The 25,123-nt window shown below is 61.5% G+C and carries 26 protein-coding genes and 2 pseudogenes; 8 read left to right on the top strand and 20 right to left on the bottom strand.

Features of this window, described 5'->3' with window-relative positions; translation table 11 throughout:
- Positions 1-29: 29 nt before the first annotated feature.
- The 4 genes from ASE82_RS20345 to ASE82_RS05240 are packed head-to-tail and all read right to left on the bottom strand — an operon-like array spanning position 30 to position 2,788.
- The gene (locus ASE82_RS20345) at positions 30-350 is read right to left on the bottom strand and encodes a VOC family protein (RefSeq protein WP_443025071.1); all 321 of its coding nucleotides are present in this window, start codon (positions 348-350) and stop codon (positions 30-32) included.
- A gap of 18 nt (positions 351-368) precedes the next feature.
- A complete protein-coding gene (locus ASE82_RS05250) occupies positions 369-566 on the bottom strand; it encodes a VOC family protein (RefSeq protein ID WP_056059875.1) in 198 nt (65 codons plus the stop codon).
- Positions 563-1,540, bottom strand: a complete 978-nt coding sequence (locus ASE82_RS05245; RefSeq protein ID WP_200910676.1) for an alpha/beta fold hydrolase — start codon at positions 1,538-1,540, stop codon at positions 563-565. The genes ASE82_RS05250 and ASE82_RS05245 overlap by 4 nt, the downstream gene beginning before the upstream one ends.
- Positions 1,541-1,573: 33 nt before the next feature.
- Positions 1,574-2,788 carry an MFS transporter gene (locus tag ASE82_RS05240; protein WP_056059872.1) on the bottom strand — a complete coding sequence of 405 codons (1,215 nt, stop codon included), beginning with the start codon at positions 2,786-2,788 and terminating at the stop codon, positions 1,574-1,576.
- A gap of 117 nt (positions 2,789-2,905) precedes the next feature.
- On the opposite strand from ASE82_RS05240, the gene ASE82_RS05235 reads away from it, so the two are divergent.
- Entirely contained in the window at positions 2,906-3,487 is a 582-nt protein-coding gene (locus ASE82_RS05235; protein WP_056059870.1) for a TetR/AcrR family transcriptional regulator, read from the top strand.
- A 196-nt stretch (positions 3,488-3,683) separates the two neighbouring features.
- Here ASE82_RS05235 and ASE82_RS18760 read toward each other — a convergent pair whose 3' ends face one another.
- Entirely contained in the window at positions 3,684-4,280 is a 597-nt protein-coding gene (locus ASE82_RS18760; protein WP_082441268.1) for a winged helix-turn-helix domain-containing protein, read from the bottom strand.
- 92 nt (positions 4,281-4,372) lie between these two features.
- Here ASE82_RS18760 and ASE82_RS05225 point away from each other — a divergent pair, with 92 nt between their 5' ends.
- Entirely contained in the window at positions 4,373-5,629 is a 1,257-nt protein-coding gene (locus ASE82_RS05225) for a S41 family peptidase (protein WP_162236693.1), read from the top strand.
- Positions 5,630-5,812: 183 nt separating this feature from the next.
- Here ASE82_RS05225 and ASE82_RS05220 read toward each other — a convergent pair whose 3' ends face one another.
- Entirely contained in the window at positions 5,813-6,199 is a 387-nt protein-coding gene (locus tag ASE82_RS05220) for a type II toxin-antitoxin system VapC family toxin (RefSeq protein WP_056059860.1), read from the bottom strand.
- The gene (locus ASE82_RS05215; RefSeq protein WP_056059857.1) at positions 6,196-6,489 is read right to left on the bottom strand and encodes an AbrB/MazE/SpoVT family DNA-binding domain-containing protein; all 294 of its coding nucleotides are present in this window, start codon (positions 6,487-6,489) and stop codon (positions 6,196-6,198) included. The genes ASE82_RS05220 and ASE82_RS05215 overlap by 4 nt, the downstream gene beginning before the upstream one ends.
- Before the next feature lie 229 nt (positions 6,490-6,718).
- Here ASE82_RS05215 and ASE82_RS05210 point away from each other — a divergent pair, with 229 nt between their 5' ends.
- Together ASE82_RS05210 and ASE82_RS05205 are read left to right on the top strand one after the other, a co-directional pair.
- On the top strand, positions 6,719-7,261 hold the full coding sequence (locus ASE82_RS05210; protein WP_056059854.1) for a recombinase family protein: 543 nt from the start codon (positions 6,719-6,721) through the stop codon (positions 7,259-7,261).
- 224 nt (positions 7,262-7,485) lie between these two features.
- On the top strand, positions 7,486-7,869 hold the full coding sequence (locus tag ASE82_RS05205) for a transposase (protein ID WP_156348775.1): 384 nt from the start codon (positions 7,486-7,488) through the stop codon (positions 7,867-7,869).
- Positions 7,870-8,069: 200 nt separating this feature from the next.
- Here the strand turns inward: ASE82_RS05205 and ASE82_RS19805 are convergent, their stop codons facing one another.
- Positions 8,070-8,405, bottom strand: coding sequence for an ATP-binding cassette domain-containing protein (locus tag ASE82_RS19805; RefSeq protein ID WP_056059849.1), 336 nt, complete (start codon positions 8,403-8,405; stop codon positions 8,070-8,072).
- A 1,286-nt stretch (positions 8,406-9,691) separates the two neighbouring features.
- On the bottom strand, positions 9,692-10,561 hold the full coding sequence (locus tag ASE82_RS05195) for a 3-hydroxyacyl-CoA dehydrogenase NAD-binding domain-containing protein (RefSeq protein WP_056059847.1): 870 nt from the start codon (positions 10,559-10,561) through the stop codon (positions 9,692-9,694).
- 226 nt (positions 10,562-10,787) lie between these two features.
- On the opposite strand from ASE82_RS05195, the gene ASE82_RS05190 reads away from it, so the two are divergent.
- Positions 10,788-11,771 carry a DUF1176 domain-containing protein gene (locus ASE82_RS05190; RefSeq protein WP_056059844.1) on the top strand — a complete coding sequence of 328 codons (984 nt, stop codon included), beginning with the start codon at positions 10,788-10,790 and terminating at the stop codon, positions 11,769-11,771.
- Between the two features lie 296 nt (positions 11,772-12,067).
- Entirely contained in the window at positions 12,068-13,093 is a 1,026-nt protein-coding gene (locus ASE82_RS05185; RefSeq protein WP_056059842.1) for a GDP-mannose 4,6-dehydratase, read from the top strand.
- Positions 13,094-13,176: 83 nt separating this feature from the next.
- Here the strand turns inward: ASE82_RS05185 and ASE82_RS19260 are convergent, their stop codons facing one another.
- From ASE82_RS19260 to tnpB, 9 genes and pseudogenes are all read right to left on the bottom strand, one after another.
- On the bottom strand, positions 13,177-13,653 hold the full coding sequence (locus ASE82_RS19260) for a hypothetical protein (RefSeq protein WP_156348774.1): 477 nt from the start codon (positions 13,651-13,653) through the stop codon (positions 13,177-13,179).
- 289 nt (positions 13,654-13,942) lie between these two features.
- Positions 13,943-14,884 carry a GDP-L-fucose synthase gene (fcl, locus tag ASE82_RS05180; protein WP_056059898.1) on the bottom strand — a complete coding sequence of 314 codons (942 nt, stop codon included), beginning with the start codon at positions 14,882-14,884 and terminating at the stop codon, positions 13,943-13,945.
- 14 nt (positions 14,885-14,898) lie between these two features.
- Positions 14,899-16,026, bottom strand: a complete 1,128-nt coding sequence (gmd, locus tag ASE82_RS05175; RefSeq protein WP_056059838.1) for a GDP-mannose 4,6-dehydratase — start codon at positions 16,024-16,026, stop codon at positions 14,899-14,901.
- Positions 16,027-16,221: 195 nt separating this feature from the next.
- Positions 16,222-17,094 carry a glucose-1-phosphate thymidylyltransferase RfbA gene (gene rfbA, locus ASE82_RS05170; protein WP_056059836.1) on the bottom strand — a complete coding sequence of 291 codons (873 nt, stop codon included), beginning with the start codon at positions 17,092-17,094 and terminating at the stop codon, positions 16,222-16,224.
- Positions 17,091-18,014 (bottom strand): dTDP-4-dehydrorhamnose reductase, encoded by a 924-nt coding sequence (rfbD, locus tag ASE82_RS05165; RefSeq protein WP_200910675.1) that lies wholly within the window; start codon positions 18,012-18,014, stop codon positions 17,091-17,093. Before rfbD ends, rfbA begins: the two co-directional genes overlap by 4 nt.
- Entirely contained in the window at positions 18,011-19,066 is a 1,056-nt protein-coding gene (gene rfbB, locus ASE82_RS05160) for a dTDP-glucose 4,6-dehydratase (RefSeq protein ID WP_056059833.1), read from the bottom strand. Before rfbB ends, rfbD begins: the two co-directional genes overlap by 4 nt.
- A 12-nt stretch (positions 19,067-19,078) precedes the next feature.
- Positions 19,079-19,654 (bottom strand): dTDP-4-dehydrorhamnose 3,5-epimerase, encoded by a 576-nt coding sequence (gene rfbC, locus ASE82_RS05155; RefSeq protein WP_056059831.1) that lies wholly within the window; start codon positions 19,652-19,654, stop codon positions 19,079-19,081.
- A gap of 300 nt (positions 19,655-19,954) precedes the next feature.
- Positions 19,955-21,508, bottom strand: a complete 1,554-nt coding sequence (gene tnpC, locus ASE82_RS05150; protein WP_056059829.1) for an IS66 family transposase — start codon at positions 21,506-21,508, stop codon at positions 19,955-19,957.
- 81 nt (positions 21,509-21,589) lie between these two features.
- Positions 21,590-21,847, bottom strand: a pseudogene (gene tnpB / locus ASE82_RS05145) (IS66 family insertion sequence element accessory protein TnpB); the annotation flags it as partial.
- Positions 21,848-22,042: 195 nt separating this feature from the next.
- Between tnpB and istA the strand changes: the two are divergent.
- Both istA and istB read left to right on the top strand, forming a co-directional pair.
- On the top strand, positions 22,043-23,572 hold the full coding sequence (gene istA / locus ASE82_RS05140) for an IS21 family transposase (protein WP_082441260.1): 1,530 nt from the start codon (positions 22,043-22,045) through the stop codon (positions 23,570-23,572).
- Positions 23,573-23,583: 11 nt separating this feature from the next.
- On the top strand, positions 23,584-24,324 hold the full coding sequence (gene istB, locus ASE82_RS05135; RefSeq protein ID WP_056059825.1) for an IS21-like element helper ATPase IstB: 741 nt from the start codon (positions 23,584-23,586) through the stop codon (positions 24,322-24,324).
- Positions 24,325-24,445: 121 nt separating this feature from the next.
- Here istB and ASE82_RS18750 read toward each other — a convergent pair.
- Both ASE82_RS18750 and tnpA read right to left on the bottom strand, forming a co-directional pair.
- Positions 24,446-24,529, bottom strand: a pseudogene (locus ASE82_RS18750) (IS66 family insertion sequence element accessory protein TnpB); the annotation flags it as partial.
- Positions 24,526-24,924, bottom strand: coding sequence for an IS66-like element accessory protein TnpA (tnpA, locus tag ASE82_RS05125; protein WP_056059822.1), 399 nt, complete (start codon positions 24,922-24,924; stop codon positions 24,526-24,528). The gene tnpA and the pseudogene ASE82_RS18750, both read right to left, overlap by 4 nt.
- Positions 24,925-25,123 lie beyond the last annotated feature (199 nt).

Raw genomic sequence — 25,123 nt, 5'->3', positions numbered from 1 at the left:
GCTGCGCGGCACTCCGAAGAGACGAAATATTAGCTCCGTGTAGGCTGCCAGCGGTTCATCTCGCGTCCTGGTGCAGTGCCGGCCGGAGTGGAAATCAACTCGATCAATGTACCCCATGGTGCCCGGACGTAATGCATTGCATTGCCGGGCCCTTCTTCCGCCCCAAACAATGGGTTCGGCCCGCGAAGCTGCGCACCTCCCGCCGCCAATACTCGGCGAAGCACCTCTGCAATGTCGTCACAGTAGACGGCGAAGTGCTGGAGCCCGAGCGCACCGATCCCGTGGACGCCGGGCACGGTACCCTCGATCTCGAAGAGTTCGATGTTGGCGCCGTCGCCAAGGCGAACGATGCGGGTCGCAATGACGCGTTAAGCTTCGTTCAGCGCGACCGTCGGGGCGAGATCCTCGGGTGACCGGCGCGGTAGACCATCGGCTACCGTATCGTAGACGATGGTCGCGTCGAATGCCTCACTCAGGAACCGGGTCGCCGCTTCCACGTCGGGCACCGTAATCCCAATATGATCGATCCCGCGTACCTTGCCTGGCTTGATGGCATCCTTTGTCATGGTCGTGCCAGGAAAGAGGTAATCAGCGGGTTCAGCGCCGACGCGCATTCCTCGGGAACCCAGTGGCCGCATCCGGGCAGCACGTGCGCTTCCACGTTGGTGGCGTAGCGTCGGATATTCTCCGGCTGCTTTGCGCCGAAGCCGCCATTGCCACCCCCGCCAACGGCAAGAACCGGCATGGTCAGCTTGCTCGCCGCCAATGCCTGATTTTGCACGATCGATCGGGGTAACGCGCGGTAATATTCGAAGGCGTGATGGAACGTCTGCTGCTTTGCATAGGAGCGAACGTAGCGATCGATCAACGCATCGGTGAACACCGCCTGGTTGCTTGCATGATGGCGAATGAAGTGCGTCAGGAACAGCCGCTCATTGCCTTTCACCATCGCGTCCGCCAGCTGATCGTCGGCTGCGAAAAAGCTATGATGCCAACCCGCTGCCTCGCCGGTCGAGACGAACGCGGGTAGCGAATAGAGCGTGTCGTCGGGTACGGTCGCTTCTATGAAAGCGGCCTTGACGACGTCGGCGGGGTGGCGCGCAACCATCGGATAGCTGTTCCAGATACCGATATCGTGCGCGACCAGATAGAAGGGTTTGTCCGGGCTGAAACGCTTGGCGAACTTGTACAGATAGTTGGAAATATCGACGCCGGTGTAGGACGTGCGGGGCGCTTCCGACAGGCCAAGACCCGGAAGCTCGACCGCCACCACCGTATAGCGCCCGGCAAGGTCCGGCATGAGGCGGTTCCACTCATACCATGTCTGCCCGAAACCGTGGACGAGCAGCACGAGCGGGCCTCGACCGCCGCGCACGTAATGGAGTTTCACGCCGTCGATGGTTTCGTAACCGCCGCTGAACCCATGAGGAATCGGGAATTCCTCCTGCGCGACGGGCAGAACCGCACGCGGCGCGGCTTGGATCGGCGCTACTGTCATAGCGAGTGCGGCAAGCGCAAAGGAGATGCTGTAGGGCTTCATGTCTGAACCTCGTTTTCGAAGAAAAGGGGCGGGTCAGCGGCGCGACGGCGCGCGGTGACCGGGTGGAAAGGCGAAACGACGTGCGGCCAGAGCGATGAGAAAGGCGATCAGAGCTAGCGCGGCGACAGCAGGCGGCAGCAGCGAGGTCCCGCCGGTCGTGAGCAGCGCACCGCCGAGCGCACCGCCGGCCGCAATCGCCAGGTTCCATGCCGTGGTCACCATCGCCTGTGCCAGATCGACGCCATCACCAGCCGCGTCTGCCGACGCCGTCTGCATCATCGCCCCGGCACCGCCAAAGCCGAAGCCCCAGATGACGGCAGCCGCATAGACGGCAATGCCCTGTTCGCCGGCAATCGTCAGGAGCACCGCGACCGCCGCGAACGATCCGATTGCAAGCAGTACCAGCATACGCAGCATCCGATCCACCAGCCGCCCAACGGTCCAGATGCCGGCGAGCGAACTGACACCGAATGCCAGGAGCACGAGATCGACCCGCACGGCCGCAGCAGTCGCGAACGGCGCGATGTAGGTGTACAGGATGTTGTGCGCCGTCATCCAGGTGAGGATGACGAGCAGGATCGGCACGACGCCCGGCGTGGCGATGACACGGCGGAGCGACGGACGATCGTCGCCCGTCCGGCCGGGCGCATCGGGCACCTTCGCGATGATCCAGCCGATCAGCACGACGCTGAGCGCGGAGAGGATCAAAAACGATCCGCGCCACCCGACCAGACCACCCAGGAAGGTCCCCAAAGGCACCCCCAACGAGAGCGCCAGCGGCACGCCAACCATGGCGAGCGCCATCGCCGGCCCGGTCTGTTCTGGACGCACGATGCTGCGCGCGTAACCCGCGAGAATCCCCCAGGCGAGCCCCGCCGCGCACCCAGCGACAAACCGCGCGACCAGCACGAGGCTGATCGACCCCGCCCATGCCGTCAGCGTGTTGCCGACAACGAAGCAGATGATGGTACCGAGTAGTACCGGCCGGCGGGGAAGGCCCTGGGTTAGACTGGTAAGCGGAATCGCCGCCAGCAAGGACCCCAGGGCATAGACCGCAACAAGTTGTCCCGCGATTGCTTCAGAGATCCGCAGGCCAGAGGCGATTTGCGGCAGCAAGCCGGCAGGAAGCGTTTCGGTAACGATGCACAGGAAGCCACTGGCGGCGAGGCCTGACAGTGCTGCGCTAGGGAGAGCGGTACGCGGCACCGACCCGGTTTCGGCGAGGCCTGGCGAGGGGGAAGGCGGCATGATTGTCCTTGTTCGTCGGTTCGATGCCTGCCTACGGGCCGTGGCGATCCGGGGCATGGCTATTTCACTTAACGGTCGCTATACAAATATGATCCAACGATGCAAATGGATTCTGTAATGAGTGTTATCGAAAATAAGCGGCAGCGGGGACGGCCGCGTGGGTTCGCGCTCGACACTGCGGTCGAGGTCGGGCAGCATCTCTTCCACGAGCACGGCTACGAAAACGTCAGCGTCGCCGCGCTGACCGAGGCGATCGGGATTACCCCACCCAGCTTCTACGCGGCGTTCGGCAGCAAGACCGCCTTCTTCAAGGATACGTTGCGGCTCTATTCGGCCACTGTCGTGCCGCTGGATCGCTTTCTGGTTCCAGGTATCGCCCCCACGAAAGCGCTCTGCGATATGCTACGCGCTGCGGCGCATGCTTATGCCGCCCATCCGCAGCGGCGTGGTTGCCTCATCCTCGAACATGCCAAGGCCGGGACAACAGATTGGGGCATCGCGGCTGCACATATCGCAACCGAAAATCGCGAACGAGTGCGAGTGTTTCTTGAAGCGTCTGACAGCGAAGCGTCTGAGCGTATCGCGGATTACGTTGCCACGACCATGCTCGGCCTGTCGGCCGCTGCGCGGGAAGGATGGGACGAGGTAAGGCTCCTTGCTGTCACGGAGACGGCAGTGAAGGCGCTAAATCATTGCTAGCCACATCATAGCAAGTTCCTGAAAGGGTTCCCAATTAGGAACGGCGGGCGAGAATGCGTCGGCGTTCTCGGTATCGATCATAAAACGGGAATGCGTATGCCTTTCCAAATCCCATGATCGCACCGCAACTGAGAAAGAAGACGAGCCGGCCGGATGCTTCAAGGCTACTGATCGCTGCTCACCGTCGATCGAAATCCTACACCGTTCGCGGCGCGCGCCTTTTGGATCGCGCCTCGGTTGGCGCAAGCACGAAGACGAGACTTACCAATTGCGCCCGCCCATCAGCCTTTGGTTGGCTGGTCAGTTCACCAAGGCGGGCGAGAAGGGCGTTAACCTCCGCAACATCTGCGGCTGCGAGCCATCCCTTGTTGCGAGAAGCCCAAAGCGTTCGTGCCGGACCGGCAACCACAGTATCACTCTGCTCAAGAGCAGCCTGGAAGTCCCGATCGGCAATCTGCAATAATCCATGGGCGAAAGCGCGCAGCTCCACAGCATTTCCGTTCGGACCAAGGTCATAGGAAAGTCGCAGCGGGCCGTGACCACCGCCCGCGAGCCGGAATCGACGCTCCATACCGTCGCTCGGCAGCTCCTCGACCAGTCCGCCCGCCACGAGCGTCCGCAGATGATAATAGAGACCATCGGCCGGTCGCCCGAGCTGATCCGCCAAGCTCGCGACACCGGCCTCGCCACCGAGCGCGGCAAGCGTATCAACCATCTCCTGTCGCACACCGGAGCTGAGGAGCCGCACCTGCGCCGGATCGCGGATTACCCGCGGGTCATCACTTTCATACATTGGCATAGACTCGTGTTGAAATATGCCACATATATTTCAACATAACGATCCAGGGAAGAGGCTCTGGCGGCGGTTTTTGAATTGGAACGACGGTGGCATCGCATATGGAAACGCTCCTATCGGCCGCATTGATGGCTCTTGCCTCATCCGGCACAGCCCCGGCGCAGACGATCGCTCCGGGGGCATTACAAGCCGACCTCCGCCTTGCACTCGATACGATCGAACATCAGCACCCCGACCTTGCCCATTCGGTCACGAAGGCGGCGCTTGAGCGCGAGGCCGACAGGGTACGAGCGCAGCTGGATCATCCGATGGATCAGGCGGAAGCCTGGACGAAACTGGCTCAGCTCAATCCCGTCCTCGCTGACGGTCATCTGTTCATCGGCCTCCCCGACTGGCGGGGCAAGGGCGCGGAAGCGGTTCGGCAAGGTACGGGCTTCTTCCCATTTGAGGTGGCGATTGATGCCAAGGATCATCCGGTCATCGTCTCGATGCTCGGGGGAGGATCGACGCCGCTCGCGGGTCGCCGCATCCTGCGGATCGACGGGCATGATGCGCGCGACGTCGCCCATTCTCTGCTCGTAAGGACCCATGGCGACACGCCCGCCTTTCGCAGAGCCCTGCTGGCACAACGCTGGTGGCTGTTTCATGCCAAGCTATATGGAACACCCGTAGACTACGATCTGGTGCTTAGCGGCTCAGGCAAGCGGCTCACGGTCGGGGCCGAACACACGCTGCCAGCAATCCTCCAGCGGGATGCCAGCTTCGATCGCCTGTTCGCGTGCCGCATAGATACGGATAAATCGGCGCGTCTTACGGTCGCATCGTTCGTGTGGGAGGACAAGGCGCGCTACCTTGAGTTCACCCACGATTGCTTCGCGCGGATCAAGGCCGCCTCGGTTGATCGCCTAGTGATCGACGTCAGCGCCAATGGCGGGGGCAACGACGACATGTGGAAGGACGGCATCCTGCGGTATGTAGCGACGCGACCCTACAAACAGGGTTCTAGCTATCTGAAGCGTGAGGGGAGCGGGGCGGTGATCGCAGGCGCGATCGAAACCGCAACCCAGCCAATGGCGGACGAACCGCTTCGCTTCAGGGGCAAGCTGACGGTGGAAATCGGTCCGCTCACCTATTCGTCCGCTGTGCTCTTCGCCAACGTGGTGCGAGATTACCGCTTTGGGGTACTGGCGGGGGTCGGTGGCGCCGCACGCACTCAGCAATCAGGCGGCGTGCGAAGCGTCACGCTTCCGAACACGGGCCTGATCCTTTCCTATCCCCGCTTCGTACTCGATCCTCCCGCTGGCAGCGCCGCTCCGAAGCTCCTGCAACCGATGACGGTAAACTGACAGTGAGGCGATTCCATTTCCCGTAAACGAAGGACGAGTGGGGATTCCCCAGCTCAAAGCCCTCAGAAGCACTGGTGTTGGGTGCCGTTTTCTTGAAATCTGTTCCCAAATCGATTTTTTCGAAATTGGCTAAACGACACGGGAAAACGGGAATCCTTAGCTGACCGGTTTTGGCGACGGCTGCTAGCGGATATGCTCCATCTTGAGCCCTTTGGCCTTTACCTTCTTCCACTCGCGATCTGCAGTGAGGGCGGGAACGCCAAGTAGGATCGCAAGCGCTAGACAGGAGCGATCACCAAGGCCGCGCCCAAACTCCTTCGTTTGAGTGTGCAGCTCAGCGGCCGCATATGCTGCCTCCAAATCGTGAGGACGTACATCAAGACGAAGCTCGTCTAGGATCTCGCGGATGGTGGCTGCGCCCAAGCCACCAAGCAGGAGTTCCTTGATAACCTCCTGCAGGTTGACGGCGGAAATCGCTGCTCGTCCGACGTGAGGTGTGACCTTGTCGGCGCCTGGTTCATCCCGAACCAGCGCCAGCACCGCAGATGCGTCCATTACAACAGATGTCATGCCGGATCTCCGTGCCGGTCCGAATGCGAAGACTCGCCTGCCTCGGTGACGGCCTCTGCCTTGCGATCAGATAGGAAGTCGTCGATTGTTCGGGCCTGCTTGGCATGCTCTCGATAAAGCGCCTGAGCGCGAGAAACCCCGTGACCGATCGGCGACAGGCGGACCTGATCGTCCTCGACCGTCAAAATGACCTTCCCATCTCCGTGAAGCCCCATCGCCTTGCGAACCGATGCTGGCAGAATCATCCGACCGTTACTGGCAACTTTAACGTCTATGGACTGCGTAGCCATCGCGGCGCTCCTCCTCAATGCTTCCAAGTACCCTATGCCACTTTAAGCGATGTGACACAATGCGAGCTCTGACATGGGGCCTGACTATCACGCCCTCTATGTCATTCTGGGTATACCGTGAGTGAACACACTGCACTGAACAGACTCTCCGTTCAATAAGGGTTGTTTGCATAGAAATTGAACACTCCGTGCAATTGGTCTAGAGCCTGACTGAACAAGTGAGGCCTCAATGACGCATTTTGGTTACGCCCGCGTATCGACCTCGGAGCAGGATCTTGGAATACAGGAAACCGCGCTGCGCGCTGCCGGCTGCCAGACCATCCGGTCGGAGAAAAAATCAGGAAGCGAGCGCGGCGCACGGACCGAGCTGCAAGTTTTGCTCGACTTCCTTCGCGAAGGCGACACCTTGGTGGTGACCCGTATCGACCGGCTCGCTCGGTCAATGAAAGATCTGCAGGATATTGTGCACGAGTTAAAGGGCAGGGGCATCGCGCTCAAGGCGACGGAGCAACCGATCGATACAAGCACGGCAGCGGGAAAAGCATTTCTCGATATGCTCGGCGTATTTGCAGAGTTCGAGACGAACCTCCGACGCGAACGGCAACTTGAAGGTATCGAGGCAGCTAAGGCGCGGGGCGTCTACAAAGGCGGCAAGCCGCGTATAGATCCCGACGCGGTGCGTAAGCTGATCGCCGATGGTATAAAGCCCGCCCATATCGCTCGCCAACTCGGTATCTCCCGAGGCACCGTCTACAAGTTCGCCCCAGGCTAGATACGGTAGCAGCCTCTGAGGCGTAGGACCGCGCCTCGGTCTTTTGGCAAGAAAGCGGCACGGCGGCTTTCCAGCGACGGGCTCTGGTAATTGCACGGTCGTTCAGCTGTCCACGCCACATAAGCTGTCTACATCCGGTGGGGCATCTGGCGGGTGACGGTCTGAGCTGAGATGTTAGCTACAGTCCCAGCACCGTGGTTTTCACCGTGGCTAGAGACGTGGCGATGACCCAGATCACTGTACTGTCCGGGGTTGAGCGGCGTCGCCATTGGAGCGACGAGCGCAAGCTTGCCCTGGTGGAGGCTGCAATTGCGCCTGGCGCATCGGTTGCCGCCATCGCACGCGCTGCCAATATCTCGCCCTCGTCGATCTACCATTGGCGGCGCAACCTGTGCCGCAAGCTTGCGCAGCCGACCGGTTTTGCGGCCGTGGCCATTCATGCGGATCCGCCCGAGATCGACCACGGTGCGTCGGACATGCTGGTCATCGAGCTCTGCGGTGTGACCATCCGTGCGGCTGGGGGCGTGCCCGCTGGCGTTGACCGCCCGACAGATCCACACCCCGCTCGCCGACCAGTGTGCAATAGCCCCTCGGCAGCGCCACGATGAAATTATGGGCGCTGGCAAGCCGGGCCGCCTGCTCGATCTCAGCGTGGCTCGCGCCCGGGCGCCCATATCTAAGTTTCTCGGCCAGAGTGCGGTGGAACAGCACTGACTCCTACGGACGATTGCTACCTGCCGACGTGGCGACCCTGCGTCGCGAGCGCCACGTCCTGTCCGTCGATCGTCACGCGACCACCATCGACGTCCTAGAACCGCTGGATCAGTTTCACGAAGCTGGTCTTGCCCGACCCCGACGGCCCGACCAGACCGACGCGCTGCCCGGCCGAAATTGCGACGGTCAGATGCTGGTCGATCGGGCGGTCCTGCCCGGCATAGCGGAATATCACGTCCTCGAACCGGATCGCGTCCGCCTCAATCGCGATCGGACGTGCGTCGGCGCGATCGGCGACGCCGAGCGGCTCGCCACGGAGCGCGACCAGTTCCTCCATCTCGTTCACTGACCGCTGGAGCTGATGAACGTACTGCCCGATGTCGCGGAGAGAGCCGATCAGCACCAGATAGCTGGTGATGACATAGGCCATGTCGCCCGCGCTTGCCTGTCCGCACGACCATAGCCACAGCGCCGCCGCCGTGGCCGCGATACGGATGAACCACAGCAGCGCGAGTGGCTAGACCCAGCCCAAGTGAACGCCATCCATGTCCAGCGCGTGCTCCGGTGCCACTTGCCGAGGGTCCGCGCGAGCAACGCTTCTTCCCGCGCCTCACCACCAAAGGCTTTCACCACTGCGTTGGTACCGATCGCATCAGCCAGCACGCCGCCCATCTTCGTGTCCCACTGGTTCGACAATCGAGCGATCGGTGCCAGAACCTGCGTCGTCACAGGCGATCGATGGCGAACGACCGGAACCGGCTTGCCGTTTTGTACCCATCGCTGTGCAACCCGCAGACTGACGGGTCGTGCGATGACGTGAAATCAAGCACTTCTCGCGTGATGAAATTAGGTCGGGAATTCTGTCTCCCCGACCACATGCGGCACGTCGATCGGTAAAGCTTCCCCGTTCATCGGTACGTCGAGCATTCAGTTTTGGACCGGCAAACATTGTGGTGGCTTTCCATTGTGCGTAAGGGACGCCGGCCCGTAGGCGTCGAACGCGCGGTGCTCTACCATAGCGACGAGTTTATCATTGCTAAGGTGATGACGGGTTACTTGGGGTCGGGGGGTGAGCCGGGTTCGCGCTGCTTCAGTACGTCGTGGCAATCCTGCAGGTCGTGCACAGCATTCCTTTGCATTTAATTCCGTATGGCGAAGAACGGCTTATCGTGCCTAACACGGCCGCTATGCCATGATTCGCCACCTGCGCTCGGAGCCTCGCATGGTGATGTCGCGCGTTGCGGGGTAGGCTTTACGATCAGCGATGTTGCGCCTTGATCTTACCAAGCGTCCATTACCGTCGGCTATTATGGCGCCGACGTGCCTCGTTGGCTGGCAGGCAGCTGCCACCGGACCGCGCCGATGCGCTAACCGAATCGTAGCCTGACGCCGCGAAAGATCACTCGGGATCTCCGCAAGCGCCAGCACACGAACCGACAATGCTCGTGCTTTCCATGCGGTCACGCGCGCCGAAATGTGATCCGAATCATAAGTATGGTGGTTACGCGAATATTGTTATTATTATCCGTTTAAAAATTCTTCCGCTCCCCAAGAAAGTTATTGTTTGTTTGGCAAGAAATGTCGTTGCCACCGAGTCGCAAACTTGGCGCCAAAGGGATAGGGTTGCTTGCGAAGCCGCAAGCCGTATTAGCTCAGGCAGGATGCATCGCTTTGGCAGGTAAAGTTCATCCTCTTCACGAAAGGCCGCTTCGATAATTACCGGGTCGGCACAGGTTCCGTGCCCGAATAATCGTAGAAGCCGCGTTTTGTCTTCCGCCCGAACCACCCGGCCTCGACATACTTCACCAGTACCGGCGCCGGCCGGAACTTGGGATCGCCCGTTCCCTCGAACAACACACGCGTGATCTCAAGACACGTGTCGAGCCCGATAAAGTCTGCCAGCGTCAGAGGCCCCATCGGATGGTTCAGCCCGAGCTGGCACGCCAGATCAATGTCACGCACGCTTGCCACGCCTTCGCCCAGCGCGAAGCACGCCTCGTTGATCATCGGCATCAGCACCCGGTTGACGATAAATCCCGGCGCATCGTTCGCATGCACGACCTGCTTGCCGAGCTTCTCCGCAAACGCCTCGACCGCCGCTACCGTGGCATCTGACGTCGCTAGACCCCGGATCAGCTCGATCGGCCGCATCACAGGGACCGGGTTGAAGAAATGCACGCCCATGAACCGCGCCGGATCGGGGGCCGCCTGCGCCAGCCGGGTGATCGGGATCGACGACGTGTTCGACGCCAGGATTGCGTCCGGCCCGAGTACCTTACCGACCTCAGCGAAGATCGCGCGCTTGACGCCCTCGCGCTCGGTCGCCGCCTCGACGACGATCGCACAGTCGCCCATGTCTGCGACGCTCGCGACCGGCTCGATCAGCGCAAGGGCCGCATCGCGAGCATCGCCCGCGATCTTTTCCTTCTCGACCAACCGGGCAAGCGCCTTGGCGATCCCCGCCTTGCCCTTACTCGCAGCGTCCAGCGACACGTCCGCCAACAACACGCGGTACCCCGCCTGCGCCGATACCTGCGCGATCCCTGCGCCCATCTGCCCTGCACCAATCACGCCGATCGTCTGCACATCACTCTCCTGATTTGTTGCCTCTCCCTAGCCGCTTTTCCCCGCGCTGCCAGACCGCTAGGCTGCAACTATGCTGTGCAAACCGATCTTTTCCGCCTTCGCGCCCTTCGCCATGCTACCGCTCGCAGCCTGTTCGCCAAGCCAGCCCGCACCTCAGCCCAAGGCCGAGACGGCACCAAAAGCTAAGTCAGTTGCTGTCACGACAGCAGTATCCCAGCCAAAACCCATGGCCGACTCCCATACGCGTCCAAAACCAGGCGAGCTGAAGACGTTCACCGACTGGACCGTTGGCTGCGACAACGCGCTGCGCTGTGCGCTTGGCTCGCTCCTGCCCGAGATGGGCGGTGAAGACATGATCACACTCAACCTGTCGCGCGAGCCCGGCCCCGTGGCAGCTGGTGGTGGCAAAATTTCGTTGGCGCTGGAAACCAGCAACGACGTTGAGGCCACCAAGCGCCCGCCCGCCAGCTTTGCGGTCGACGGCAAGCGTATAGCCCTGCACGACGCTGCCGCGCTCGCCGCAGCCATCGCTAATGCCCAATCGCTGAAAATCCTCGATGCGAAGGGTGGTACGCTGGCCACCCTTTCGCTGAAAGGCGCAGCCGCTGCGCTCCGCTACATTGATGCGCAACAAGGTCGCGCCGGCAGCATTGACGCGGTCGTCGCCAAGGGCCCCGCGCCTTCGAGCGCGCCCATACCGCCGCTGCCGATCATCACCGCGATCGCTCCCTCCGGCACCCCCGCAAAGCTCAGTGGTGCCCAGGTCGCAACGATGCGCAAACGCGCGACCTGCGATCTCGGCAGCTTCCCTGACGGCGCCGGTGAGTCGATCACCACTCCCGAAACGTACGCCCTCGGCGGTGGCAAGTCGCTGGTCATCCTTCCTTGCTCGACAGGTGCTTACAATCTGATCGGCGCGCTCTTCATCGTCGACGGCACCAGGATCACCCCCGCCCAACTCGACGCCCGTTCGGGCTTCGAAGCAACTGGTGCGGACACGGGCACCTCTGTGAAAAGCGTCATCAACGGTGAGTTCAAGGACGGGGTCCTCACAAGCTATGCCAAGGGCCGCGGCCTGGGTGACTGCGGATCGCACCAGAGCTTCGTCTGGGACGCCACGCGCTTTCGCCTCTCCGAGCAAGCCGACATGGGCGAATGCCGCGGGAACATTGACTACATCACCGCCTGGCGTGCGAAGGTTATCCGTTAGCCGCCTTTCCTGTCAAGAAGGGGCGGGGTGGGGCGTCGGCAAACGGGGCCCGACGGCGTCAACAACAAATCCGGAAGCGGCACTGTATAGTCGCTCTTCGGCAGACGAGTTTTTTCGCGTCTCGGACTCGGGGAAATTTTCATCGGGGCAATATACCCCAAGGTGTGAGCCTTGCCCTCACGCCTTGGCAAGGCAAAGGCTGATCAAACGGGGTCGTTTGCTCGGGATGCTGTCGATGCGTCTTGCCGGGCAACACGGTCCTTTCGTAAGGCCCGGGCGATACAGGGAGACACCTTATGCGCGTTCTCGTTACCGGCGCGGCCGGGTTCATCGGCTTCCACGTCAGTCGACACCTGCTTGCCCGCGGCGACACGGTGCTCGGTATCGACAGCCTCAACGACTATTACGATGTCACGCTCAAGCACGCGCGCCTGGCCGAGCTCGACAAGGATGGCGCCAATTCGAACGGACGCTTCACCTTCAAACAGGTCGATTTCTCTGATCACGTCGCGCTCGATATTGCACTCGACGGCGAGCAGTTCGATCGCATTGTCCATCTCGGCGCACAGGCCGGCGTCCGCTATTCGATCGAGAACCCACGCGCTTATCTTCAGGCCAATCTTGCCGGTCACCTCAACATGATCGAGATCGGACGCCACCGTCGGGTCGAGCATCTCGTCTACGCGTCTTCCTCCTCGGTATATGGTGGCAACGACACTCTACCGTTCCGTGTCGAGGACCGTGTTGACCAGCCCCTGTCGCTCTACGCCGCCACCAAGAAGGCGGACGAGCTGATGAGCGAGACCTACGCGCATCTCTACCGCTTGCCGCAGTCCGGGCTTAGGTTCTTTACCGTCTATGGCCCCTGGGGGCGGCCCGACATGGCGATGTGGCTGTTTACCAAGGCCATCTTCGAGGGCCGGCCGATCAAAGTGTTCGGCGAGGGCCGGATGCGGCGCGACTTCACCTATATCGACGACATCGTAGCCGGCGTCATCGCATGCCTCGACAATCCGCCCATCGACGACGGCGCGACCAAGGCGGGCGGCAGCGTCAGTCCGCACCGAATCTACAATATCGGCAATAGCCGCTCGGAGGATCTTGGCGAGATGATCGCGCTGATCGAGCAGGCGTGTGGTCGCAGAGCTGAGCGCCGGATGCTGCCAATGCAGCCGGGTGACGTGCGCGACACCTATGCGGACATTGGCGCGATTCAGCGCGATTTGGGGTATAAACCACGCACCAGCATCGCTGAGGGGGTGCCATGCTTCGTGAACTGGTATCGCAACTATTATGGATTGGTGGAGCAAAGGCTGAAATAGTTATGTGTGTTGGCGCCCTCGTCGAAGACGGTAACGCCCTGGCGGGAGTTTGCTCAATTAGACGCCTAAATAGTTGCAATATATTACTTACCCGACGAAAAAGCCTTTGTCTCTCCTGGCGTTGCTAAGCGAGGTCTGTGTTCCAAATCTGGCAACTTAAATGATGATGATCTTGTTGGCGCCTTCTGTGCACTAGATTCAGGCCGCGTCGCGCTGCTAGTAGGCCGAGAACCAACATTCTTATCATTTGGTGATGATGTTTCGGATAATAATGCTCGTGCCTCGTTATCTTTAACCTCTAGTAATGTAACCCGTTGGTTCAACAGATCTAGATTTAGCTTTTCAGGCGTAGCCTCTAGTTCTCCAACTTTTCGCTCAAGTTCGTTAATGCGTTTATTTGCCGCGGCTATGCGAACCGAAGCTTCGAATTTGTCGAGATCCTGCACGATCGGGTCTTGGTCAGAAGCCTGCTTTGCGGATGGGGGCTTCTGAACGGGGTTGCAAGCCGTGACCGTTGCGAGAACGGTGAACGGCAAAAATGCTTTTATGGGATAGCGCATACCCTATATTTAGAACGATCGATCTGCTCTGTCAGGCGTCAATCGTTGCGGAATAGGCTGGCGTGTCGAAGCGGTGCACGCCCTCACTATCCTCTATTGCAACGAAGGCGTGTCTATCGGCCTGACAGTGCAGAGTTCGCCACCGCATCGATGAATGTAATGGCGCTGGTTCGCATCGGGCGGGGCGAATGTCAGGCTAACAAACTGTGTTTAACCGAACGAATCGAGTAACGGGGTGGGCGGTTTCAGTCTGCCGCACCCCATAAGTGTATGATGCTAGTTGAATAGGTTACTTAGCATTGTCGATAAACCAAGCGTAGGTCTCCCGAACGCCATTGGTTAAGGAAACAGAGGGTTTCCATCCCATGGTATTTAGTCGGCTTGAGTCCATGAGCTTACGCATTGTGCCATCCGGCTTCGAGGTGTCGAAGCTGACCCGCCCGGTAAAGCCCGTAACGTCTGCGACCAGATGTGCGAGCTCGGCGATGGTCACGTCCTCGCCATAGCCCACGTTGATGTGGCTAAGCATCGGCTCGGTGTTGGCCTCGTATGTTTTCTTGTCGAGATCGAACACGAATAGCGAGGCCTCGGCCATGTCGTCGACATGGAGAAACTCGCGGTACGGCGTGCCCGTACCCCAGATCACCACCTCTTCAGCGCCGCTTGCAGCCGCTTCATGGAAGCGGCGGATCAACGCCGGCATCACGTGGCTGTTTTCCGGGTGAAAATTGTCACCCGGGCCATAGAGGTTGGTCGGCATCACGCTACGGTAGTCAGTGCCATACTGTCGGTTATAGCTCTCGCACAGCTTGATGCCGGCGATCTTGGCGACCGCATACGGCTCGTTGGTCGGCTCGAGGACCCCGGTCAGCAGCGCGTCTTCGCGCATCGGTTGTTCGACGGCGCGCGGGTAGATGCACGAGGAGCCGAGGAACAGCAGGCGCTGCACGCCGGCGACGTAAGCCTGATGGATCACGTTCGCCTCAATCATGAGGTTCTCGTAGATGAAGTCGGCGGGGTAGGTGTTGTTGGCGTGAATGCCGCCCACCTTGGCAGCCGCCAGCACAACGCCGTCAGGCTTCTCGCTTGCAAAGAAAGCACGCACCGCCGCCTGGTCTGTCAGGTCGAGTTCGGCGTGCGTGCGCGTGATCACCTCGGCGCCGCGCTCGCGCAGTTTGCGCGAGATTGCTCCACCGACCATCCCGCGATGGCCAGCGACATAGATGCGCATGGGATGTTGCTCCATCAGCCTTCGACCGAAACGGGAAGATCGTAGCCATGGGTCTTGAGAAGGGCATGACGCTTGGCCGTGTGAAGGTCGGCTGCGACCATTTCCTGGCACATCTCCTGCACGCTGATCTCAGGGACCCAGCCAAGCCGGTCCTTCGCCCTGGTCGGGTCGCCGAGCAGCGTCTCCACCTCGGCCGGACGGAAATAGCGCGGGTCGATCCGAACGAGGATGTCGCCGGCCTTAACCGCCGGTGCATCGTCGCCCTCGACCTTGTCGACGATGCCGATTTCGTCGACGCCTTCGCCCTCGAACCGCAGCGTGATGCCGAGGTGCGCAGCCGACCAGGTGATGAACTCACGCACCGAGTACTGCACGCCGGTGGCAATGACGAAATCTTCCGCCTGCTCCTGCTGCAGCATCATCCACTGCATGCGGACATAGTCCTTGGCATGGCCCCAGTCGCGCAAGGAGTCGATATTGCCCATGAACAGGCCCGTCTCAAGGCCCTGCGCGATGTTGGCGAGGCCACGGGTAATCTTGCGGGTGACGAACGTCTCGCCGCGACGCGGGCTCTCATGGTTGAACAGCACGCCATTGCAGGCATACATGCCGTAGGCCTCACGGTAGTTGACCGTGATCCAGTACGCATAGAGCTTGGCAACCGCATAAGGCGAGCGCGGATAGAACGGCGTGGTCTCCTTCTGCGGGGTCTCCTGGACCAGGCCGTAGAGCTCGGACGTCGAGGCCTGGTAGAAGCGCGTTGTCTTTTCCATCCCGAGGAAGCGGATCGCCTCGAGCAGACGGAGCGTGCCGAGACCGTCTACGTCGGCGGTATATTCGGGCGCTTCGAAGCTGACCGCGACATGGCTTTGCGCACCGAGATTGTAGACCTCGTCGGGCTTCACCTCGCTCAGGATGCGCGTCAGGTTCGAGGTATCCGACAGATCGCCATAATGCAGCTTCAGGTTGGGCTGCGGCGCGTGTGGATCCTGGTAGATGTGATCGATGCGCTGCGTGTTGAGCAGCGAGGCCCGGCGCTTGATACCGTGAACCTCATAGCCCTTCTCAAGCAGGAACTCAGCTAGGTAGGACCCGTCCTGCCCTGTGACGCCGGTGATAAGAGCTACTTTCTTGCTGCTCAATTTAAATTCCTTCGTATAAATAATTTATGACATCAAGGCCGATGTCGTGTTCAATATGGACAAGATATAAATCTTGCTTATTAACAGCAAACTTATTGAAATTACTAAACTCATCCAATAGCCAATGAGGCTATATTAAGTAAAGAAATGAGAATATAGTCGCGTTGACGTGGCAACGTACTATTTTGATAGTTACTATTGGGCACCGTCCAGCGCATTGAGGATAGCGCGCCCGTAATTTGTTTTTTTGAACCGCTCTCCAGCTCCACGTGCTTGGTCACGAGTGATGAACCCTTGATTATAAGAAATCTCCTCCAGGCACGCGACTTGGATGCCCTGCCGGTGCTGGATCGTGCGGACGAACTCGCTGGCTTCGAGCAGGCTGTCATGCGTGCCGGTGTCGAGCCAGGCGTACCCGCGGCCCATCTGTTCGACGAACAGGTCGCCGGCGTCCATGTAGAGGCGGTTGAGATCGGTGATCTCGAGTTCGCCGCGTGGAGACGGCTTCAAGCCGCGGGCAAGCTGGACGACACGATTGTCGTAGAAATACAGGCCGGTAACCGCGTGATGCGACTTGGGCTTTTCGGGTTTTTCCTCAAGACTGATCGCCTTGCCGCCTTCGCCGAACTCGACCACGCCGTAGCGCTCGGGATCCTCGACGCGGTAGGAGAACACCGTCGCACCGCTCTTGCGCTCGACCGCGCTCGCGAGCAGGTCGGTCAGGTGGGCGCCGAAGAAGATGTTGTCTCCCAGCACCAGCGCGACATTGTCACCGCCGATAAAGTCTGCACCGATCGTGAAGGCTTGAGCGAGACCTTCAGGCTTGGGCTGTTCGGCATAGGCGATGGTCAGGCCAAGCGCCGAGCCGTCACTAAAGAGGTTCTTATAATTGCCGATAAATTCCGGACTCGAGATGATCAGGATGTCGCGGATCCCGGCAAGCATGAGTACCGACAGCGGATAGTAGATCATTGGCTTGTCGTAGACCGGTAGCAGCTGCTTGTTGACGGCCAGCGTGGCGGGATGGAGGCGCGTGCCCGAGCCACCTGCGAGGATAATGCCTTTCACGCGCGTGTTTCCTTGTTGGATGCCCCAAGCAGCTCATCGAGAATGTTGCCGAGCGCGGTCTGCCACGCTGGCGGATGAATGCCGTAGTCACAGATGATCGCGTCGTGGCTTAGCAGCGAGTTGGCTGGCCGTGTCGCTGGTGTTGGGTACTCTGCGGTAGTGATACCCTGCACCTCGGCGCTGGCCCCGCCGCGTGCAGCGCTCTGCGCGAAGATCTCGCGAGCGAAGCCCGCCCAAGTGACCGCGCCGGCGTTGCTGAAGTGATAGGTGCCTGTCGGTGCGGTGACATCCTCGACAAGCCGCATCGTAATCTTTGCAAGCGCGGCTGCGAGGTCGGTGGCCGACGTCGGGCTGCCGTGCTGGTCGTCGACCACCCGCAGAGTAGGGTTGGTCGCACCGACGCGGAGCATCGTTTTGATGAAGTTGTTGCCGTGTGCGCTCACCACCCAGGCGGTGCGGACAATCGCGTACCGTGCACCCGACGTGCGAACCGCGAGTTCACCGCCGAGCTTCGATGCGCCATACACGCCGAGCGGGGCGACCGGATCGGTGACCTCCCACGCGCCATCACGCGCGCCGTCGAAAACGTAATCGGTCGAGACCTGGACGATCGGGATGCCGGCCTTGGCGCAGCCTTCCGCAAAAGCCGCTGGCGCCATCGTATTGACGGCCCAGGCGGTGACGATGTCGCTCTCGGCCTTGTCGACAGCGGTATAGGCACCGGCCGAAATAACTGCGGCCCATGGCTGCCCGTCATGACCTTCAGCGACCACCGCCGCAATCGCGGCGGTATCGCGCAGGTCGAGCTCGTCGATGTCGATCGCGGTGACCGCCCAGCCGTCTGGCCAGACGTAGCGCTTCAGCTCTGTGCCGAGCTGGCCGTTACCACCGGTAACGAGGATCCGCTTCACGTCGCTCATACGGAAAGCCCGCGGCGCTGGTCGGCCTTATGCTCGGCGACGATGGCCTCCCACCAGCCCTGGTTGTCGAGATACCAGGCGACAGTCTTCTCGATACCCGTCTCGAACGTCTCAGCAGGCTCCCAGCCGAGCTCGTTCTTGATGCGGCTCGCGTCGATCGCATAGCGCTTGTCGTGCCCCGGACGGTCGGCAACGTAGGTGATCTGCGTCGCGTAGGACTGACCGTCGGCGCGGGGACGCAACCGGTCGAGGATCGCACAGACGGTCTTCACGACCTCGAGGTTCTGCTTTTCGTTGTTCCCGCCGACATTGTAGGTCCGGCCGGGCTCGCCCTTTTCGAACACCGCGTGCAGCGCACGGACATGGTCCTCGACGAACAGCCAGTCGCGGACCTGATCACCCTTGCCGTAGACCGGCAGGTCGGCACCGGCGAGCGCCTTGACGATCATCAGCGGAATGAGCTTTTCGGGGAAGTGATACGGCCCGTAATTGTTCGAGCAATTGGTGATTAGTACCGGCAGGCCGAAGGTATGCCCCCAGGCACTGACGAGATGATCCGAGCCTGCCTTCGATGCCGAGTAAGGCGAACGCGGATCGTAAGGCGTTTCTTCGGTGAACAGCCCGGTATCGCCGAGCGAGCCATAGACCTCGTCAGTCGAGATGTGATGGAAGCGAAACGCAGTCTTGGCGGCGTCATCGAGTCCGAGCCAATAGGCGCGCGCTTCGCTCAGCATCGTGAAGGTGCCGACGACGTTGGTCTGGACGAAAGCGCCGGGCCCGTCGATCGATCGGTCGACATGGCTTTCGGCCGCAAGATGCGTGACAATCTCGGGTTTGAACTCGGCGATTGCGGCCTTGACCGCTTCAGTGTCGCAAATATCGCCCTGGACGAACCGGTAGCGGTTCGAGTTGGCGACACGCTCGACCGTCGACAGTGTGCCGGCGTAGGTCAGCTTGTCGAAATTGAGGACCTCATGGTCGGTGTGCTCGATCAGGTGCCGGACGAGGGCGGAGCCGATGAAACCGGCTCCGCCGGTAACGAAGATACGCATGGGGTCTGTCCTTTAGGCGAGCGACGCCAGCGGGCGGCCGTCATAGGGAAAGGGGCTGTCGATGTCGGCGAGCAGTGGCTGAACCGCATCCTTGGCCGACAGTTCGGGAACGGTGCCAACGGGCATCGGCCAGTCGATGCCAATTGCAGGGTCATCCCACCGGATCCCGCCATCGTTGGCAGGTGCGTACGTGTCCGAGCATTTGTACGTGACCTCGCAATTGTCCTCGAGCGTTACGAAGCCATGCGCGAAGCCGATCGGTATGAACAGCTGATGCCCGTTCTGCGCCGAGAGTTCGGCACCGACCCACTGGCCGTAGGTCGGCGAACCCTTACGGATGTCGACCGCAACGTCGAATATCGCGCCGCGGACGCACCGTACAAGCTTATCCTGCCCATGGGGCGGCGTCTGGAAATGTAAACCGCGTAGCGTGAACGCAGGCGCTGATAACGAGTGATTGTCCTGCACGAAGGTACACGTGACGCCGAGTGCCGCGAATGCGGGCACCGAATAAACTTCGGTGAACCAACCGCGGGTATCGCCGAAACGATGGGGGCGTATTAGCTGAACGGGAGAGGAAGCCGACATGGTGCCGTCCTATGGCGGCATCCACCGAACTGCAATGATCAGTTGTGTTAGAAGGGGCGCCTCTCCGGGTAACGCTGAAAGCGTTTGCGTGCCGGAAAAAGGCTCAACGTGACCCACCTTAGAGCCGCCCCACAGTTCCAATTTAGCAATACGGCGTGTCCTCCGTCTGCTCGATAAGACGATCCTTCGGACTTTCGATCATGGTTTCCTGGTCAGTCCTGAGACGATCGACCGTACGGCCGATCTGATCGAGCGGCACCGCAGGTTGAAGCTGTGTAAGCGCGGCCGGCAGGCCGCGGACTATGCAGCTTGTGCTACCGGCTTCGCGGGCTGTTGGGCCCAGTTCCAGGGCATGAGCTCGTCCCATCGCGCAGCTGGCCAATCAGCTGCGATCTTCCCAGTGACGTCGGCGATGTAGGCCTGTGGGTCGACGTCATTGGCCTTGCAGGTCTGGATGACGGTGTAAATCGCTGCGGCGCGCTCGCCGCCCGTCTTCGAACCAGCGAACAGCCAGTTTCGTCGTCCGACGGCAACGCCGCGCAACGCGCGTTCGGCGATGTTGTTATCGATCTCCAGGCGCCCGTCATCGAGGAAGCGGCACAGCGCGAGCCATCGCTTCGTGGCATAGGCGATAGCCTTGGCCATGTCGGACTTTGGCGACAGGCGGCGCAGTGCTGCGTCCAGTGTCTCGCGCAACGCATCGACCAGAGGCTTCGTCTGGCTCTTCCGCGCCGCCAGTCGCACGTCGGGCGGCCTGCCGCGGACCTCGGCTTCTATGCCGTACAAGGCACCGATGCGTTCAAGAATGTCGGTGGTCAGCGGCGTAGCAACCCGCTCGTGCAGGTCGAACACCTTGCGCCTGAAATGGGCCCAGCACGCGACTTCGGTGACGCCGCTTCGATAGAGCGCGTCGTAACCTGCATAGGCGTCGGCCTGGAGGAAGCCCCGAAATCCGGCGAGATGGGCTTGCGGATGTGCACCGGTGCGGTCGGTCGTGAAGCGATACCATGTCGCAGGCGGGGTCGTGTTGCCCGAGGCGCGGTTGTCGACCGCATAGACCCATAGTCGCCCGGTCGCGGTGCGTCCGCGGCCTGGGTCGAGCACCGGGACTGGCGTGTCGTCGGCATGGATCTTGTCGCCTTTCAGCACTTCCTCGCGGATGCGACTGACGATGGGGTCAAGCAGCGCGGCTGCATGACCGACCCAGCCCGCCAGCGTCGAGCGGCCGATGTCCAGGCATTGGGCCGCCATCATCTCGGACTGCCGATAAAGCGGCAGGTGATGTTCGAACTTCGAGACGACGACATGGGCCAGCGTTGCGAATGTCGCCTTTCCGCGTGCGACTGCCTTCACCGGGGCAGCTGCCTGGACGATCTTCTCACACGTCCGGCAGCTGTATTTCGGTCGGACGTTCCGCACCACGCGCCAGTGCACCGGCAGGACGTCGAGCATCTCATGGGCGTCCTGCCCGAGACGGCGTAGCGCACCGCCACAGTCCGGGCATGTGCAGGCGCCGGAGGCGGGTTCGTGGACGACCTCCGCGCGTGGCAGGTGGTCGGGCAACGCACGGACTGGTGCCGGCCGCACGGGCGTGTCTGACAAGACCGCGCCGGTCTCCGGGACTGCGCTCTCGGTTTCCAGTTCCTCAAGTGCGAGTTCGAGCTGGGCGATCTCGCGCGTCAACTTCTCGGAGGATGCGCCAAACTGCATCCGCCGCAGCCGAGCGATCTGTCCACGCAGTGTCTCGATGAGCAGGTCGCGGGCGGCAAGTGCTGCATTGGCTCGGGCGAGCGAGGCCTCCAGCACGGCGATCCGCGCCTCGGCATTAGATGGGGCAAGAGAGGCTTGCGACACCTCATTTTCATAGCAGTTCGCGCACTCTCACACGAGCAGAAATGGCGGAAAAGCTACGTTTCAGCCGGCCAATGTTGGTGCCTATGTCCGCTCTGGGCGGCGCCAGTCGATGCCCTCCAGAAGCATCGACACCTGCGCCGATGTCAGCGCCACTGTGCCTGTCGCGGTCACCGGCCAGACGAAACGCCCCCGGTCCATCCGCTTCGAAAACAGGCAGAGTCCCTGACCGTCGAACCACAGCAATTTGATCAGGTCGCCCCGCTTGCCACGGAACGCGAACAGCGCACCGGAATGTGGTTTCTCCCGGAGCACCTGCTGCACCAATACCGCATGCAGATTCCGGGACCATCGCGCTCAGCATTCCGGGATAATCGCGATCAGCGTTCCGAGATGATGGCGATCAGCATTCCGACATCATCGCGATCAGTGTTCCGACATGATGGCGATCAGATGCGGGATGTTTTGGTGGTGTGATCCGGTCGTCGCAGGCTGCTTCTTTTCGAGGAGCAGCCAATGCCGACGGAGCGAATTGCAATGCGCAAGGTGCGCGAGATTTTGAGACTGACGTACGACGCCAAGCTGCCGTCTCGGGAGGTTGGGCGCCAGGTTGGCGTTGGCAGCACGGGCGTACGTGTGATGCTTCAGCGTTTCCGGGCATCGAAGCTGGAGTGGCCGTTGCCCGACGGGCTGACGGACACCGCGCTCGAAGCAGAGCTTTACGGTGTGGCGGCGACCAGAGGCGGGCAGCGCGATCGCCCCGAACCGGACTGGGCGGCCGTGAACCGGGAGCTGAAGCGCAAGCACGTCACCCTCCAGGTGCTGTGGGACGAATATATCGAGGTTCAGCCCGACGGTTACCGGTATTCCCGGTTCTGCGAACTGTATCGCTCCTGGGAGGGACGGCTTCCGGTGACAATGCGGCAGACGCATCTGGGCGGCGACCGGATGTTCGTCGACTATGCTGGCGATACGGTGTCGGTGGTGGTCGACCGGATGACCGGCGAGATCCGCGAGGCTCATCTGTTTGTGGCGGTGATGGGTGCCTCGAGCCTGTCGTTTGCGTGGCCGACCTGGACCGAGACCCTGCCGGACTGGACGGACTCGCATGTCCGGGCGTTCGGTTTCTTCGGCGGTGCGGCGCGTCTTCTGGTGCCCGACAATGCCAAGGTCGCGGTCATCAAGGCGTGCCTTTACGACCCGCAGGTGAACCGCACCTACGCCGAGCTCGCGGCGCACTATGGCACCTCGGTACTCGCGGCAGGGCCATATCGCCCGCGAGACAAAGCCAAGGTCGAGGCCTGCGTCGGCATCGTCGAGCGCTGGCTGTTTGGGCGTCTTCGTAACCGGGTCTGGTACGGCCTGGACGATCTACGCGCCGCCATGGCCGAGATGATGACCGCGTTGAACGCCCGCGTCATGCGCCGGTTTGGCCGGTCGCGGCGTGAGCTGTTCGAGGAAATCGACCGCCCCTTGCTGAAGGCATTGCCGGCTGAGCCATACGTCCTGGCGGAGTGGCGCCGCTGCAAAGTCGGCATCGACTATCACGTCGAAGCGGCGAAGCATTTCTACTCGGTGCCTTATCGCCATGCCCGGGCGCAGGTCGAGGTGCGGCTGACCGCGCGCACCGTCGAGATATTCCTCAGGGGCGAGCGTGTCGCGTCCCACATGCGCGGGTCCGGCAACGGCCATCACACCACCATCAACGACCATATGCCCTCGAGCCATCGCCGCTACGGCGACTGGACGGTCGAGCGCCTGCTCGATGAAGCCGGACGGCTTGGCCCGTCGGTCAGGATGCTGTGCGAGATGATTCTGAGCGACCGGCCACATCCCGAGCAGGGCTATCGCTCCTGTCTCGGCATAGTGCGGCTGGCACGCGCTTACGGTGCCGTCCGCGTCGACGCCGCGTCGCTACGCGCGCTCGAGATCGGCGCGCGGAAATACGGCGCCGTCAAATCCATCCTCGAGAAGAAGCTCGACGCAGATCCGCTCCATCGCCCCCGCTCGGCCGGAGAGGTGAGCGTCGACCACCCCAACATTCGTGGCCCCAAATACTACCACTGAGGAGATAGCTCATGCTGATACATCCCACCCTCGACCAGCTGCAGGCGCTCGGCCTGCAGGGCATGGCCAAAGCCTTCACCGAACTCGACAAGCATGGCGATGCCGCCACGCTCAGCCATGCCGAGTGGCTCGCCCTGCTGCTCGACCGGGAAACCACCTGGCGTCACGACAAGAGGCTGAGTGCGCGCCTTCGATACGCCAAATTGCGGCATCAGGCCGCACCTGAGGATGTCGACTACCGAAGCCCCCGCGGGCTCGAGCGCCGGCTGTTCGAAACGCTGTTGAGTGGCGAGTGGATCGACGCGCACGACAATCTGGCGATCTGCGGCCCGACCGGTATCGGCAAAAGCTGGCTCGCCTGCGCCATCGGCCACAAGGCCTGCCGCGATAACCGCTCGGTCCTTTACGTGCGCTTCACGCGTCTGCTCGACGAGCTTGCCCTCGCGCGTGGCGACGGCCGCATCGCCAACAGGCTCAAGAGCCTCGCCAGCGTCGAACTGCTCATCCTGGACGACTGGGGCCTTCAGCCCCTGGATGCACAGGCCAGGCATGATCTGCTCGAGATCCTGGAAGATCGGTACGGCCGCAAGTCGACTATCGTGACCAGCCAGCTTCCGACCGCGTCGTGGCATCATGCCATCGGCGATTCCACCTATGCCGACGCGATCTTGGACCGCCTCCTTCACAATGCCCACCGCGTCGAACTCGAAGGTGACAGCCTGCGGCGCACCAAAGCATCCATCAGCGATTGACCCTACCTCACGAAGCTGACACCAAATCCATGTCGACCGGGTAACCGCCACTGATCGCGATCATCTCGGAACGCTGCGCGCCATCATGTCGGAATGGCTGCGCGCGATCATCGGAATCCGCAACCGCAAGGCCATCGAAGCCCTTGCGCATGTCGGTGACGCCGCACGCCAGGAATATCCGCGCCGATGTCGGCTGCGGGATCATCGCGCCAGCACGCTGATCACGCGCGACAGCGCCTCGGCGTCGACCGTGCCGTCGACGGTCAGTCGGACACCCGAAGGCAGCTCGATGCCGATTTGCCCCGTGGTCCGGGCGTCCGCTGCCACCTCGACGGGCGGCGCCGACAGCATCATGGGCGGCTCGCTGATCCGGACTTCTGCAAATGCGGCCTGCGGCCGGGCCGGCACTCCGCTCAGTGCACCCGACATAGCTTGACGCCGCCAGGTGTAGATCGCGCCGCTGCCGACCTCGTGACGCTCGACCGCCGCCCTGACCGACCCATCCGGCCCGAACGCATCGCGTAGGATCGCCAGCTTCTGCTCGACCGTCCAGCGGCGTCGACCGGATACCCGACCGACAATCTCGATACGACCACTCATACGACCGGTCGTATGACTACTCGCTACATCTGCAGCTGGTTCGATAGTCTCGTCTGACATCACGGCCCCGTCCAAAGAGCCGCCATCAACCCGTTGAACGCTCCGCCTACAAGGCGACCTTCAGACCACGCTTACGAAGCTGTGCACCGGGCAATCCTTGCAGGTCTTTGCGTTTCGCGGTGCCGGATCGGTCCGGACG

The sequence above is a fragment of the Sphingomonas sp. Leaf230 genome (genome assembly GCF_001421745.1).
Classification (GTDB): domain Bacteria; phylum Pseudomonadota; class Alphaproteobacteria; order Sphingomonadales; family Sphingomonadaceae; genus Sphingomonas.
Note: the sequence above shows the minus strand (reverse complement) of the source record. Positions and strands in the feature narration are given on the sequence as shown.